This window comes from Alteromonas sp. KS69 (assembly GCF_003989595.1).
Classification (GTDB): domain Bacteria; phylum Pseudomonadota; class Gammaproteobacteria; order Enterobacterales; family Alteromonadaceae; genus Alteromonas; species Alteromonas naphthalenivorans.
This window is the reverse complement of record NZ_PYHU01000033.1, coordinates 18,535-32,147: the sequence shown is the minus strand read 5'-3', so window position 1 is coordinate 32,147 and position 13,613 is coordinate 18,535. Positions and strand designations below refer to the sequence as shown.

15 protein-coding genes are annotated in these 13,613 nt (G+C 41.2%); 11 read left to right on the top strand and 4 right to left on the bottom strand.

The window, feature by feature from the left end; all coding sequences use genetic code 11:
* The first annotated feature begins 1 nt into the window (after position 1).
* The 3 genes from C7Y69_RS15745 to C7Y69_RS15735 all read left to right on the top strand — a co-directional run bounded on the left by C7Y69_RS15745 (position 2) and on the right by C7Y69_RS15735 (position 3,499).
* Positions 2-697, top strand: a complete 696-nt coding sequence (locus tag C7Y69_RS15745) for a hypothetical protein (RefSeq protein WP_126873338.1) — start codon at positions 2-4, stop codon at positions 695-697.
* Between the two features lie 1,058 nt (positions 698-1,755).
* Positions 1,756-2,859, top strand: a complete 1,104-nt coding sequence (locus C7Y69_RS15740; RefSeq protein ID WP_013784102.1) for a tyrosine-type recombinase/integrase — start codon at positions 1,756-1,758, stop codon at positions 2,857-2,859.
* A gap of 283 nt (positions 2,860-3,142) precedes the next feature.
* Positions 3,143-3,499, top strand: coding sequence for a hypothetical protein (locus C7Y69_RS15735; protein ID WP_126873337.1), 357 nt, complete (start codon positions 3,143-3,145; stop codon positions 3,497-3,499).
* Between the two features lie 72 nt (positions 3,500-3,571).
* Here C7Y69_RS15735 and C7Y69_RS15730 read toward each other — a convergent pair whose 3' ends face one another.
* Entirely contained in the window at positions 3,572-3,949 is a 378-nt protein-coding gene (locus C7Y69_RS15730; protein WP_244360485.1) for a diacylglycerol kinase, read from the bottom strand.
* Between the two features lie 85 nt (positions 3,950-4,034).
* Positions 4,035-4,457, bottom strand: a complete 423-nt coding sequence (locus C7Y69_RS15725; RefSeq protein WP_126873336.1) for a universal stress protein — start codon at positions 4,455-4,457, stop codon at positions 4,035-4,037.
* Positions 4,458-4,593: 136 nt separating this feature from the next.
* Between C7Y69_RS15725 and C7Y69_RS15720 the strand changes: the two genes are divergently transcribed.
* A complete protein-coding gene (locus C7Y69_RS15720) occupies positions 4,594-5,082 on the top strand; it encodes a c-type cytochrome (RefSeq protein ID WP_126873335.1) in 489 nt (162 codons plus the stop codon).
* On the opposite strand, the gene C7Y69_RS15715 is transcribed toward C7Y69_RS15720, so the two are convergent.
* Positions 5,079-6,710 carry an FMN-binding glutamate synthase family protein gene (locus C7Y69_RS15715; protein ID WP_126873334.1) on the bottom strand — a complete coding sequence of 544 codons (1,632 nt, stop codon included), beginning with the start codon at positions 6,708-6,710 and terminating at the stop codon, positions 5,079-5,081. The genes C7Y69_RS15720 and C7Y69_RS15715 overlap by 4 nt on opposite strands.
* A gap of 322 nt (positions 6,711-7,032) precedes the next feature.
* Between C7Y69_RS15715 and C7Y69_RS15710 the strand changes: the two genes are divergently transcribed.
* The 3 genes from C7Y69_RS15710 to bfr (C7Y69_RS15700) all read left to right on the top strand — a co-directional run bounded on the left by C7Y69_RS15710 (position 7,033) and on the right by bfr (C7Y69_RS15700) (position 9,687).
* Entirely contained in the window at positions 7,033-8,607 is a 1,575-nt protein-coding gene (locus tag C7Y69_RS15710; protein WP_126873333.1) for a cation:proton antiporter family protein, read from the top strand.
* Between the two features lie 136 nt (positions 8,608-8,743).
* The gene (gene bfr / locus C7Y69_RS15705) at positions 8,744-9,220 is read left to right on the top strand and encodes a bacterioferritin (RefSeq protein ID WP_013784109.1); all 477 of its coding nucleotides are present in this window, start codon (positions 8,744-8,746) and stop codon (positions 9,218-9,220) included.
* Positions 9,220-9,687 carry a bacterioferritin gene (gene bfr / locus C7Y69_RS15700; protein WP_057791833.1) on the top strand — a complete coding sequence of 156 codons (468 nt, stop codon included), beginning with the start codon at positions 9,220-9,222 and terminating at the stop codon, positions 9,685-9,687. Before bfr (C7Y69_RS15705) ends, bfr (C7Y69_RS15700) begins: the two co-directional genes overlap by 1 nt.
* Before the next feature lie 6 nt (positions 9,688-9,693).
* Here bfr (C7Y69_RS15700) and C7Y69_RS15695 read toward each other — a convergent pair whose 3' ends face one another.
* The gene (locus C7Y69_RS15695; protein ID WP_260563534.1) at positions 9,694-10,080 is read right to left on the bottom strand and encodes a hypothetical protein; all 387 of its coding nucleotides are present in this window, start codon (positions 10,078-10,080) and stop codon (positions 9,694-9,696) included.
* Between the two features lie 322 nt (positions 10,081-10,402).
* Here C7Y69_RS15695 and ccoN point away from each other — a divergent pair, with 322 nt between their 5' ends.
* Genes ccoN through ccoP form a run of 4 tightly spaced genes read left to right on the top strand, consistent with a single transcriptional unit; the run spans position 10,403 to position 13,590 of the window.
* Entirely contained in the window at positions 10,403-11,836 is a 1,434-nt protein-coding gene (ccoN, locus tag C7Y69_RS15690; protein WP_013784112.1) for a cytochrome-c oxidase, cbb3-type subunit I, read from the top strand.
* 15 nt (positions 11,837-11,851) lie between these two features.
* On the top strand, positions 11,852-12,457 hold the full coding sequence (ccoO, locus tag C7Y69_RS15685; RefSeq protein ID WP_013784113.1) for a cytochrome-c oxidase, cbb3-type subunit II: 606 nt from the start codon (positions 11,852-11,854) through the stop codon (positions 12,455-12,457).
* A gap of 1 nt (position 12,458) precedes the next feature.
* Positions 12,459-12,620 carry a cbb3-type cytochrome oxidase subunit 3 gene (locus C7Y69_RS15680; protein ID WP_013784114.1) on the top strand — a complete coding sequence of 54 codons (162 nt, stop codon included), beginning with the start codon at positions 12,459-12,461 and terminating at the stop codon, positions 12,618-12,620.
* A gap of 16 nt (positions 12,621-12,636) precedes the next feature.
* The gene (gene ccoP, locus C7Y69_RS15675) at positions 12,637-13,590 is read left to right on the top strand and encodes a cytochrome-c oxidase, cbb3-type subunit III (RefSeq protein ID WP_041452524.1); all 954 of its coding nucleotides are present in this window, start codon (positions 12,637-12,639) and stop codon (positions 13,588-13,590) included.
* Positions 13,591-13,613 lie beyond the last annotated feature (23 nt).

The window sequence follows — 13,613 nt, the reverse complement described above, 5'->3', positions numbered from 1 at the left end:
AATGCGAAAGACAACATGCTACATGTGCGATGCCTTAGCGACAACGAAGGAGCATATTCCTCCGAAAGCATTGTTTCCAAAACAAAAAGATGTGCTTAGGGAGCTCAGTCTACGCAAAGAATTAATTACGGTACCATCTTGCGAGGAACACAATAATAGTAAGAGTAAAGACGATGAGTATTTAGTGTTTTGTCTGTCTACGTGCTTTCATGGAAATGACATAAAAGAGCAGCTGTTTAATACCAAGATCATGCGAGCAATTGACCGTCGACCTGACACATATTCGAACTTTTTAGATAACTATCAACGTGTAATGCTGAAACATCCCGATGGAAAAGTAGAACACACTGCAGCGTATTCAATCGACCTAAGACGTTTTGACAGCGTGTTATCGCACATAGCATGTGGATTGTATTACCATCACACTCAAAGTAAGTGGGAAGGCGCCACGCTTGTTATGAGCAATGAATTACGTGATTTGAGCTCTATAAATTCTGATGAAGTAAATAGAATAACTGACGATACTATTGAGCGTGTAACATCGTTCTTAAGCGAGACAAAAAATTTTGGAGCAAATCCAGAGGTTTTCTATTATAAAATTTATGATGATAGGCCCAAAGGTTTTGTAGTTTTAATGACATTTTATTCAGCGATATCTGTCGCGGTAACGTTAAGTGAAAACTTTAAAACTAAATGACCTATATATAAAAAACAGGTACTTACGTTAAAATATCGAATTTCAGTGACCTAAACGGTAGTTCAGCCTATCTATGTAGGTAGGCGCGTTCATGTGTCGATGCATTCCCAACTCTCTATCCCGCTGTGGCCAGTACTAAGGCTGTTCCCTGTCCTAGGTTTAGGTGTGTTTTACCGATATGTTTAAATTTATTTGGCTGAAATGGAAACTACTTTCTAAAGGACAATCTTAAGGAAAATGATTAGAAGCTTACCGTGGATTATGTACTTACTATTAAATTTGCAGCGTGGCGAACATTATTAATAGTTTATTGCGGCTTTATAAATACGTTACGTATGGTTATTACTAACGACGCTTTATTAAGCGTGTTGAGTATTTTTATATGGAAAAAAATTAGTCAGTTATTTTATTTATGTGCTTGTGTGTCTCAACGAGACCTTATCGTGTTTATGCATCAATGATAATGTCAGGGTTATTATTAGTAATTAGATTTGTTTAACAACACGATATTCATATTTTAGCTCCATCTAATTTAACGCGGTGATTATCTAGTACTTCTTATTTACTTTTCTTGCCGCTGGTAAGACACCTAACCTTTTTATAATTCAAATTTTATACTTTGTGTGTTGCATCAATTTTTATTGTGTCTTTTAGAGAGGATATTTTATGCCTAAAAACAACGTATACAGGCTGTAAGGTGTTTATTGATAAGTGATGCTAGTTGAATATACGCTTAACCTAGTACTGAATATGTTAATTGTTGGGAGTAATATTAGCCTCAGTAAAGTTGAAACTTGAGTAATTTTAACGCGCTCCTACGTGAAATCTAAGCGCATAATAGAGGTATATACCGTTAAATTTTACGTAGCGCACGTTTAATAAATAGCCGATTAAAAAAGAAAATGTGGTTATTACCATTACAGCTGTATATAACAACAGTTTAAGTGTGTAGAATCGGGTTAGTATAGGGCTACTTCAGTAATTTCACGCATGATAACTGTAATTATCATGCATGAAATTACTTAGCCAAATTGTCGTGAAAACAATGAGTTAGTTAGATGTCGTCTATATTCAAACCTGGTTCAAATACACAACTGTCTATTGTCGATGGTGACAGTACCAATACAGAACGAGCTGAATATGTTGATGCGTATTTTCGTGACATATTTACAAAGCTACCTCGCAATACCCAACGCGCTTATATCAGTGACTTTAACGACTTCGCCATTTTCTGCCAGTCAGAACGTATCGACAGTTTTAGTGATGATTTCTCTCATAACGAATACGCAATTAAACGCTATGTAGAAGAACTGTGTAAGTCTCCCCTCGCCTACAGAACTATCAAACGCCGCCTATCAGCGCTGAGTAAATTTTTAGGCATTGCGAAACTTCCGAATCCTATCATCCAATCGGTGTATCTGCGGGACTTCGTTCGTTTGTCACTTATTGAAAATTGTAAGTTCCAACTTAGTCATAACCAAGCCGTTCCGCTTACTATCGATTTATTGGACGAAATAAACAATAAAATTATTCCAGACACATTGTTAGAAATGCGAGATTTAACGATTATGAACTTAATGTTCGATGCACTCTTACGCGCTGATGAGCTAGTACGTGTATGTGCTGAGCATATTAGTAGACGCAATAATGCATTGCTAGTTGTTACATCAAAGTCTGATCAAAGCGGCAAGGGTTCACATCGATTTATCTCTACTAGTACTATCAACATGGTTGATGAATATATTGCAGAGGCTAACTTTGATGCTAAGACGCAGAGCGAAAGACTAATTGATGATCCTCGCCGTTTAAACAAAGGTATTCTTTTTCGCCGTGTTTCAAACCGCGGGCATGCGCTGCTGCCTTATAACGAACAGCCAAATACACATCAACATTCACCATTATATGAATCTTCAATTCTCGATTATTCGAGTGTTTATCGAATATGGAAACGAGTTGCTGCCCGTGCAGGAATAAAAGAAAACATTACGCCTCATAGTGGCAGAGTTGGTGGCGCAGTTTCACTTGCAGAAAATGGTGCTACCTTGCCCGAACTCCAATTGGCCGGCGGCTGGCAGTCCCCTGAAATGCCTGGTCACTATACTCAACAAGCTAATGTGAAACGAGGCGGTATGGCTAAGTTATCAGAAAAATTTAAACGTTAATTTTAGGTTTTATTCAACTGCCCGTGCTCGATATTGGATTTACCTCGTTATTTGTCCTAATTGTGTAATTCTTTGGGATAGAACACTAATCGCATATCTTATTGATATTACTAGTGTTAACCCATTCACAAAGTTACGCGTAACTATTTATGCTGATCGTTCCCGTCTTTCCCCTTCTCTTTTCCAAATCTTTCACTTCTTTTCCCGTGTTTGCTATCAAATTTGAACCCAATTATGGAATGGGTTCGTATCAACTAGCATAGGTATTAAAAAAGGAAATGTTATGTCTAATGGTATTAACCCGTCACACGGTAAAACAATTGCAGAGCTCGTCATTCCATCTAAAACGTGGTCACTTCATCCGGAAAAGAAACCAGCATTTACTTCAATTGATGAAGCCATTGACTACTTTGCTGACAACAATGAGCCGCTTTATATCAAAGTGCCATTTGTCGATGAGGAAGATAATGTACTCGTTCATGTGAATTCTAGCGGCGAGGATGTGGTGTTCACTATTTCCGATTTAAATCACGGCGGTGAAAGTCGTGTTGATGCATCACATCTAAAGAATTTAAGTAGTACTGTGGTGGAGTTAATCGAGCAATGTTACGACGAAAAGAAAAGCCCAGAAACCATGTGAAAATCTATGTAGTATAATAATCATTTGGTGGGGATTTGTTTCTAACTCTGTGAACGTTGCTTTCACGGTTTGCTACAGTAAGATAATCCCCCATGTTACCAACACGAGTATCAAACTGATAAATACCGCCGCCGATCCAATATCTTTGGCCTTCCCTATCAGTTCGTGCATATCAGTACTCACGTGGTCTGATAGTTTTTCTACGGCAGTGTTAAGTAGTTCGGTGATTAGTACGACAAACAGTGAGAAGAGTAACAACACTCTTTCGCTGTTTGTTACTTCAAGCATGAACACAATGGGAAGTAATACTGCCATTGCTACAACTTCTTGCCTAACCGCGGCTTCGCTGGAAAATGCCGCTTTTATTCCTCTATAAGAGTAGATAGTAGCAAAATATAAACGAGTAAAACCTGAGCGCTTTGGTGGCATAACGTTACAGTGTTTAGTCATAATTCCTAGACACTAACTTATTTAAATGACAGATATGTTATCAGTCGTTCAGCACTGGTATCAATGTCATTCACGATGCCAGTGTTTAGATTTTTACCGCTAACACATCTCTTTTCACACCGTGCAGTACAGCATTCGCCGTAGATCCTAGAAGAAGCCGAAGCCCACTTTGTCCGTGTGTGCCTATCACAATCAGATCGGCGTTTAACTTTTCAGCTAAGTGATGTATTTCATCCGCAGGTGAACCAATTTCTACGTTTACGTTACTATCTGGAATATTGTTGATTGCTGCAATGTCTTTCAATTTTGTCATTGCTTGTTCTTGCACGTCTTGTGAATAGTCACGTTCCAAAAACAGTCCGTATGGCTCAACGTTAGTCTGTGGAAATGCCACATAAAGTAAATGAACGTTTTTTGGCTCTGATGCTACCCGCATGGCTTTCGCTAAAATTTGCGAATAGTCTGAAAACACATCTATAGGTACTAAAACAGTATTGTAATCGTCCATTAGTTCATTCCATTAACGGGAGTGGATAATCACAATATAGTTAACTTCTCTTCACATTTCTTTGATTGAAATCAATTCGCCGTTCTAGATTTTCACCATAATGAAATTTCAGAATAATAAAGTTGGAGTCGTGAACATGGCAAAACTTACTACTGCATTACCATTAATCGCGTTGTTATTGGCGGGATGCGATTTAGGACCAGACTCGCCTCGGGGGTTTAGCTTACCTGAGGGAAATGCAGACGCTGGTAAAGTGGCATTCCAGAAGTATCACTGTACAGACTGTCACCAAATAGAAGGCATAACGATGCCACAAGATCATGCTTATCTAGTGCCTAAACCAATCCCTCTAGGGGGAAGCAGCGGCAGGATCACAACCTACGGAGAACTGGTCACCAGCGTGATAAATCCCTCACATAAGTTAACGCGTAGGCAGCCTGTTAGTATGACTTCCGTAGATGGAGAGTCTCGCATGCGTAATATGAACAATGTACTTACTGTTCAGGAACTCATTGATTTAGTTGCTTATTTACAACCTAAATATAAAGTCGTCCCCTATCGAACTTCTGAGTATCGTTTGTATCAATTACGCATGCCAGAACAAGATGCTCAAAGTGGAAATTAAGACACTGATTTCGTTTCTTCTTCTATTTCAGCCAATAAGCTGCACGGCATAAAGCTATCAGAATTAGCTTCTTTGACGTGCAGCTTGAATCGCTCTGGAATATCATCACCTAACAGTGTACCGGTTTTCACTAGTGGAAAAATCTCGTCGTAACGTGCGATACTTGCTTGGTCTACCCGTCTAAATATATGCGTGCGGTTTAATTCTGTTGTACTTACATGGCCGGTTGAAGACAGCATATCCATTAACGCATGCAGCGTCTTTTTGTGAAAGCGATACACTCGCTCAGATTTGTCCGTTACATCTAGCCCTTTCGCCAGCTTTGGATCTTGCGTTGCAACGCCGGTTGGACATTTATTAGTGTTACACGAAAGCGACTGCACACAACCAAGCGCTAGCATCATACCTCGTGCACTATTACAAATATCTGCGCCCAAACTTAAGTTTTTAACAAGTTGAAATGCTGAAATAATTTTACCTGAGGCAATAATTTTAACTTGTTTTCTTAAGTCGAAACCAATCAAACAATCGTCTACAAATGCCAGTGCTTCTCTAAGCGGGAATCCAATTGAGTTTGTGTATTCCAACGGGGCGGCGCCTGTACCACCCTCACCGCCATCTACGGTAATAAAATCGGGTGTAATACCGGTTTCTACCATGGCTTTACACATGGCAATAAATTCACTTTTTCTACCTAACGCGAGTTTAATCCCAATAGGCTTGCCGCCACTTAGATCGCGTAGCTTTTGTATATAATCAATCATCTCTAACGGCGTAGAAAAAGCGCTATGACGAGGCGGTGAATCTACTTGAGTACCTGGCTCTACGCCTCTAATTTTCGCTATTTCGGGTGTATTTTTATAAGCCGGTAATATACCGCCATGGCCGGGTTTAGCGCCTTGGCTTAACTTTATTTCAATCATTTTAACTTGCGGCAAACATGCTTTTTCTTTAAACAGGTCGGCATCAAACTTCCCGTCTTTGGTTCGGCACCCAAAATAGCCAGTACCAATTTGCCAAACAATGTCACCACCGTTTTCTTCGTGATAAGGCGTTAACCCACCTTCCCCAGTGTTATGGAAAAAGTTCCCCTTCTTTGCGCCCTTGTTAAGCGCCAGAATGGCATTTTTAGACAAGCTACCAAAGCTCATCGCACTGATATTTAGAATACTTGCAAGATAAGGTTGCTTACAGTCTTTTCCACCAATTGTTACCCTTGGATCGTGGTTCATTTCATCAATATCACGGGCCGATAATGAATGCCCTATCCATTCATAACCATCGTCGTAAGTATTTAATTGGGTGCCAAAAGGAATTGTTTCTCTGCTGTTTTTAGCTCGTTGGTACACAATAGAGCGAAACATACGTGAAATAGGTGCGCCGCCAGTATCTGATTCTAAAACATACTGCTGTATAAAGGGCCGCAGTGTTTCAACGGTCCAGCGAGTTCTTCCAATTAATGGGAAGTTTTTTAGAATCGAATGTTTGTTCTGGACTGTGTCGACGATTGCTAAAACGAGTAACATCACGGTTAATAATAGAAACCACCACGCTGGATGCCAGTAAAAACCTACCAGTAGGTTAAAAATAAATAATGCCGTTAAGGCTCCTAAGATTTGATTTCGCATAGCTACTCCATGTGTGATTATCAGTTTTTACTGTTCCAACACAATTTTGGGTTTTATTAAGCGGCATGTTTACGTATTACTATATCTTTAATTGCTAAAACCTACAGTGATATAAACGCAACATAATGGTATCTATCTTTTCCCATTCGCTCGTGTTTCATTACATGCTAATCTAAACACTTCTATATACATCAGCGTGTTGAGCATTTTGTGTGATCGCCGCGCTAACTAATGTAAGAATGTGAGGTAGAAATGTCATGGCTTAAACGGACTACAGACATTTCTATTGGTACTAATTAATCGAAATGGTGAAAGGTAATTCATGGAGTATGCATTTCTTCTGTTCGCATTTGTTTGCGGTTTAACGGTTAAACTTATTGGGATCCCCCCGTTAGTAGGTTACTTAGTCGCGGGCTTTTTACTCAACTTTTCAGGCTACACGCTCACTGATGATCTTACCAAGATAGCCAACTTAGGTATTACCATCATGTTGTTCACTATTGGTTTAAAGTTAAACATTCGCGACTTAAGTAAACGCGAAGTATGGGCCGGTAGTATTACCCACACCCTCATCTGGGTGGGCATCGTGACTTGCGGTGTATATGGCATTGCTGCTGTAGCCAGCCAGTATATAGAAGGGCTAACGTGGCAAAGCGCTACGCTGATTGCTTTTGCGTTAAGCTTCAGCAGTACGGTTTGTGTTATTAAGGTGCTAGAAGAAAGCGGTGAAAGTAAAACCCGTCATGGCCGACTTGCCATTGGTATTTTGGTTATGCAGGATGTGTTTGCTGTTATATTTTTAGTGGCTGCCACAGGCAAACTCCCTTCGGTGTGGGCACTTGGGTTGTTGGCACTTATTCCCGCGATGCCGCTTATTAACCGTGTTATCAATAAGTCAGGTCACGGAGAGTTACTCCCTCTTACTGGGTTCATTCTTGCCTTAGGCGGCTATCACCTATTCGAGCTGGTGAATATCAAAGGCGATCTAGGTGCTCTGATATTTGGCATTATGTTAGCGCAACATGAAAAGGCCAGTGAGCTTGCTAAATCGTTGCTTAGTTTCAAAGACTTATTCTTGATAGGCTTCTTCCTTACCATCGGGCTGACCGCGCTTCCTGATTTCAATATGATTATTATCGCGTTGGTATTCTGTTTGTTTATCCCTATAAAGGCCACCCTATTCTTTGGCTTATTTACGTCACTTCGATTACGAGGCCGAACGTCTTACTTAAGCAGCCTAGTGCTGTCTAATTTTAGTGAGTTTGGACTTATTGTAGGCGCGCTTGCGGTATCTCTGGGTTTATTGGCTGAAAGCTGGTTAGTAGTGATTGCACTTTCATTGTCAGTCTCTTTCGTTATTACTAGTGTGCTGTATCGCACCTCGCATTCTCAATATCATAAATATAAAGACACGATTAAACGTTTCGAAAAAAACCGCCGGCTTAAAGAAGACATTTACCCTGCTTTGCACAAAGCTGAGTTTTTAGTATTGGGAATGGGACGGGTTGGGCAAGGTGCGTTTAATGCGCTGTCTAAACTTGCCGAGGTGAGTGTATGGGGTATGGACGCCGATAGAGTGAAAGTAAAGCAGATGGCCAGCGAAGGCTTAAACGTTATTTGCGGTGATGGTGAAGATGTAGACTTGTGGGACAACCTAGAACTTAAAAATGTTCACTTAATTTTATTAGCGCTGCCTTCTATACAAGATGCAATCAATATCACCCGTCAGCTTAGAAACGCGGGTTATACCGGTAAAGTAGCAGCGATCGCACGGTATGAAGATGAAGTTAATCATTTGCTAGAACAAGGCGTTGATAAAGTATTTAACTTTTTCACCGAGGCGGGTTTAGGTTTTGCCGAAGAAAGTTTAGCCTATGCAAATACGCAACAAAAATAGTCGACTATTCTTAATGCAAACAAAGGATGAAGTGATAACCATTTCTATTTGTATGCCATTGTTTTTACAGTAATTTTTTGACATTTACGTATTTTCACTCTACACTAGCGTCATATTGATAATTAAGGTTTTTATTATGCAAGGTGACAAACAAGTCGTCGCGAAGCTGAATGATGTACTCACCAGTGAGTTAACGTCTATAAATCAGTACTTTCTGCATGCACGTATGTTCAAGAATTGGGGCTTACAAGAGCTCAATGAAAAGAACTACAAAAAGTCGATTAAAGACATGAAGCAAGCAGATGAGTTGATTGAGCGCATTCTATTTTTAGAAGGGTTACCTAATCTTCAAGCGTTGGGCAAACTTTACATTGGTGAAGATACTGAGGAAATGCTGAGCTGCGATGCCAGGTTCCAAAAAGAGCAGCTACCACTGTTACGTGAAACTATCGCGCTGTGCGAAGAGAAGCAGGATTACGTTACGCGCGACATCCTAGAATCAATTTTAGAGTACGAAGAAGATCATTTAGATTGGATTGAAACTCAAGAATATCAAATTGGCGCTATGGGTATTGAAAACTACCTTCAGGCTCAAGTAATGGGAGATGACTAATGAAAGGTAATCAAACCATCATTAAAGGTCTAAACGAGCTACTTTCTTACGAATTGGCCGCTATGGATCAATACTTCATTCATTCTCAAATGTATTTAGATTGGGGGCTCACTAAACTTTATGAGCGTATCGATCACGAATTTGACGATGAGCGTGGCCACGCCACTAAACTTATCGAGCGTATGCTGTTTTTAGAAGGCGTACCAGACATGGTCACGCGAACTGGCTTTAAAGTAGGTTCAGATGTACCTGAAATGCTTGAGAGCGACCTTCGTGTTGAATATGAAGTAGATGCAAAACTTAAAGAAGTCATCGCGCTATGTGAATCTGAAAAAGACTACGTAACACGTGACATCTTAGTTGTACTGCTTGACGATACCGAGCGCGATCACGCCCATTGGTTAGAGCAACAACTTGGCTTAGTGAAACGCCTTGGCTTGTCTAACTACTTGCAGTCTCAAATGTAATTAATACTACATTGTCGTTTCGAAGTTCAGGTAGCTTGGTGCTGCCTGACCTTCTATATTTAACCGCAATTGCCATTTCATTTTTTCTTCGTTACAGCTTCCCAACATAAACCAACCTGACCATTCGCCATTGTGTTTATTTTCAAGCAGCACGGGCACTTTACCCATGTACATGTTCACGCCCTCTATCCAAGCACTTTCTATCTTTGTGCCTACAGGTAAATCGAGTACTAAGGTAATAGAGGTTTCAGGTTCTACTTTCTCTGAAAATTCCGCGTAAGCATGCCTGCCATGTATTAAAAATTCACAGTGCTCGTTGACAAATGTACAGCTCTCTCCTATTTCCTTTATGGAGCCCGAAGAAGGCGTAGCGGACATTTGGTATTGATGCACTGCAAATACACATACTGCAACGAGAAAAATGCAAAGCGGGGTAAGCCACCTTTGTGAATAAAATGATCTCTTTTTGTTACTGTTATTTAGCATTTCTTAAATTTTGTATATTTCTTCATTGATGGAGATCAAGCTCAGGTAGTTTATGGTATCTTTTTGTAATTAAAAACCTTATCATCCGCGTACCAACTGGCTTGGAGACTATAATTATTACTCTTTCCGAGCTCGGTGTGAAGCGTTATTCCGTTGCTTTCGCATGTCTAGACCGTACTTGAACGGCTGTTGGAGACCATAGTTCATTTGAAGTGGAAGATTCATTAAAATGAGTGAAATAAGCCAAGCACAACCTGACTACAATTATAAAGTAGTTAGGCAATTTACCATTATGACCATAGTCTGGGGTATCATTGGTATGGGCCTAGGGGTATTTATTGCCGCGCAATTATTTGCACCTATGCTTAACTTTGACACACCATGGCTAACGTTTTCGCGTCTGCGTCCTTTGCACACCAATGCCGTTATTTTTGCCTTCGGCGGCTGTGCGTTGTTCGCAACGTCATACTACATCGTTCAGCGTACCTCTCAGGTTAGACTGTTCAGTGACAAACTTGCTGCATTTACGTTTTGGGGCTGGCAAGCCGTTATCGTATTGGCAGTAGTTTCTCTACCTTTAGGTTTAACCAGCTCGAAAGAATACGCTGAACTAGAATGGCCAATCGATATATTGATTACGCTAGTCTGGCTCGCTTATATCATTAACTTCTTCGGAACCCTAGTTATCCGAAAAGTGTCGCATATTTATGTTGCGAACTGGTTCTTAGGGGCGTTCATGCTTACCGTTGCTGTATTGCACATTGGTAATAGCATGGCCATTCCGGTGTCTTTCACTAAGTCTTATTCATTGTATGCAGGCGCAGTAGACGCCATGATGCAGTGGTGGTACGGCCATAACGCAGTAGGTTTCTTCCTAACTGCTGGCTTCTTGGGCATGATGTATTACTTCGTTCCTAAGCAAGCAGGTCGCCCAGTTTACTCGTACAGATTATCTATTGTTCACTTTTGGGCATTGATTTCATTGTACATTTGGGCTGGTCCTCACCACTTACATTATACTGCCCTACCCGATTGGACACAGTCGCTAGGTATGGTGATGTCTATCATTCTATTCGTTCCTTCTTGGGGCGGAATGATAAACGGTATAATGACGCTATCTGGTGCATGGCATAAATTGCGTACTGACCCTGTATTACGTTTCTTAATTGTTTCATTGTCTTTCTACGGTATGTCTACCTTCGAAGGCCCAATGATGGCAATTAAAACAGTTAACGCACTGTCTCACTACACAGACTGGACTATCGGCCACGTACACTCAGGTGCACTAGGTTGGGTAGCCATGGTATCAATTGGTTCTATTTACCACTTAATACCTATCCTGTTTGGTCAGCCAGCGATGTACAGCACACGTCTTGTTAATGTTCACTTCTGGTTAGCAACAATTGGTGTGGTGCTATATATCGTAGCAATGTGGATGTCAGGTGTTCTTCAAGGGCTAATGTGGCGTGCAGTAAATGCTGACGGTACATTAACGTATAGCTTTGTCGAATCGCTTGAAGCGTCTAAACCTTTCTATGTGGTTCGTTTCATTGGTGGTTGTTTCGTGGTTACTGGCATGCTTATTATGGCCTACAACACATGGAAAACCGTTCGTGCCCCTAAAGGTAGTATCGCTGCTGATGTTACAACTCAGCCAGCGTAATAAGGAGACGACATAATGAAAAATCCACATGAGTTAATTGAAAAAAATGTCGGCCTGTTAACCGTGCTAATCCTTGTTGCGATTAGCTTCGGTGCCATGGTTCAAATTACGCCGCTGATGTTTCAGCAGCAAACAATGGAACCGGTAACAGGCTTACGTCCTTATACAGCATTAGAATTAGAAGGCCGTGACATCTATATCCGTGAAGGATGTGTTGGTTGTCACAGTCAGATGATTCGTCCGTTCCGTGCCGAAACAGAACGTTACGGTCACTACAGTGTTGCTGGTGAGTCAGTATGGGAACACCCTTTCCTTTGGGGTTCTAAGCGTACTGGTCCTGACCTAGCACGTGTTGGTGGGCGTTACAGTGATGAATGGCATCGTGTTCACCTGCTTAATCCGCGTAACGTGGTACCTGAGTCGAATATGCCTGGTTTCCCATGGCTTGCAGAAAACAAACTTGACGGTAAGTTAACCGCCAAGAAGATGGAAGTTTTCCAAGGCTTTGGCGTACCGTATACCGACGAAGATGTCGCGGGAGCACAAGCGGCAGTACAGGGTAAATCTGAAATGGAAGCCCTTATTGCATACCTACAATCTCTTGGCACACATTTGAAATAATATGGATCAAGGAATAGTAGGTAGCATTTTTACTGTCATCGTCTTTGTTAGTTTCATTGGCATAGTTTGGTGGGCTTTTAGTAGCCGCAACAAGCAAAAGTTTGATGAAGCGGCGAATTTGCCTTTCGCAGACGAAGACAAAGAAAAATCAAAAGAAGATTAGCAGGAGTCTCGAACTTATGAGTATGTTTTGGACAATATGGATTTCAGTGATAACCCTAGGGTTAATCATTGGTTGCTATTTCCTTCTGCGCTGGTGTTTGTCTAACCAAACAGGCGTGCCAGAAGGAGAATCAATGGGGCATGAATTTGACGGCATCGAGGAGTTGAATAACCAACTTCCTCGTTGGTGGACAATCATGTTCTACATGACAATCATTTGGGGTTTTATCTATCTTGCCCTTTATCCTGGATTGGGTTCATACGAAGGCTTATTTGGCTGGAAGAGCTCAAACCAAGGCATATTGACGCTTGAAGAATCGGCGCAAGCGCGTATCGATGCAAAAGAGCAAGGCAAGTTTGTAGAGTACGATCGTGAGTTGGATTATGCAGCTGAAAAGTTCGACCCAATTTTCGAAGCGTATGCGCAAATTCCTGTTGAGGAGCTAGCGAACGACCCTGAAGCGAATAAAGTAGGACAGCGTTTGTTTATGCAAAACTGTTCTCAGTGTCACGGTTCTGATGCTCGCGGGCAAAACGGTGGTTTCCCTAACCTTACTGATAACGATTGGTTATATGGTGGTTCGGGTGCAAAAATTGTTGAAACCCTAACGTTAGGCCGTAAAGCCGCTATGCCAGCATGGATAGATGTTATGGGTGAGCAAGGCATCGAAGAAGTGGTTGAATATGCATTAAGCCTAAGCGGCCGTGATGTTGACCAGCAACTTGCTGATGCAGGTAAAGTTCGCTTTGCTGCATGTGCTGCCTGTCATGGTATGGACGGTAAAGGTAACCAAGCACTTGGTGCGCCTAACCTGACTGACAACATTTGGTTATATGGCGGAAGCCATCGTGCGGTTACTGAAACACTAACCTACGGCCGAAATGGTGTTATGCCTTCATTCAAGAAAACCTTGGGTGATGACAAAATCCACGTTGTTGCATCGTACGTTTATAGTCTTTCTAACGACTAAATTCGTATAACCAACAATAATGC

Coding starts and splice junctions, on each gene's coding strand:
- C7Y69_RS15745 (WP_126873338.1), top strand. CDS start 2: ATGCGAAAGACAACATGCTACATGTGCGATGCCTTAGCGACAACGAAG.
- C7Y69_RS15680 (WP_013784114.1), top strand. CDS start 12,459: ATGGATCAAGGAATAGTAGGTAGCATTTTTACTGTCATCGTCTTTGTT.
- C7Y69_RS15725 (WP_126873336.1), bottom strand. CDS start 4,457: ATGGACGATTACAATACTGTTTTAGTACCTATAGATGTGTTTTCAGAC.
- ccoN (WP_013784112.1), top strand. CDS start 10,403: ATGAGTGAAATAAGCCAAGCACAACCTGACTACAATTATAAAGTAGTT.
- C7Y69_RS15710 (WP_126873333.1), top strand. CDS start 7,033: ATGGAGTATGCATTTCTTCTGTTCGCATTTGTTTGCGGTTTAACGGTT.
- ccoP (WP_041452524.1), top strand. CDS start 12,637: ATGAGTATGTTTTGGACAATATGGATTTCAGTGATAACCCTAGGGTTA.
- C7Y69_RS15720 (WP_126873335.1), top strand. CDS start 4,594: ATGGCAAAACTTACTACTGCATTACCATTAATCGCGTTGTTATTGGCG.
- bfr (WP_013784109.1), top strand. CDS start 8,744: ATGCAAGGTGACAAACAAGTCGTCGCGAAGCTGAATGATGTACTCACC.
- ccoO (WP_013784113.1), top strand. CDS start 11,852: ATGAAAAATCCACATGAGTTAATTGAAAAAAATGTCGGCCTGTTAACC.
- C7Y69_RS15735 (WP_126873337.1), top strand. CDS start 3,143: ATGTCTAATGGTATTAACCCGTCACACGGTAAAACAATTGCAGAGCTC.
- C7Y69_RS15730 (WP_244360485.1), bottom strand. CDS start 3,949: ATGACTAAACACTGTAACGTTATGCCACCAAAGCGCTCAGGTTTTACT.
- bfr (WP_057791833.1), top strand. CDS start 9,220: ATGAAAGGTAATCAAACCATCATTAAAGGTCTAAACGAGCTACTTTCT.
- C7Y69_RS15715 (WP_126873334.1), bottom strand. CDS start 6,710: ATGCGAAATCAAATCTTAGGAGCCTTAACGGCATTATTTATTTTTAAC.
- C7Y69_RS15740 (WP_013784102.1), top strand. CDS start 1,756: ATGTCGTCTATATTCAAACCTGGTTCAAATACACAACTGTCTATTGTC.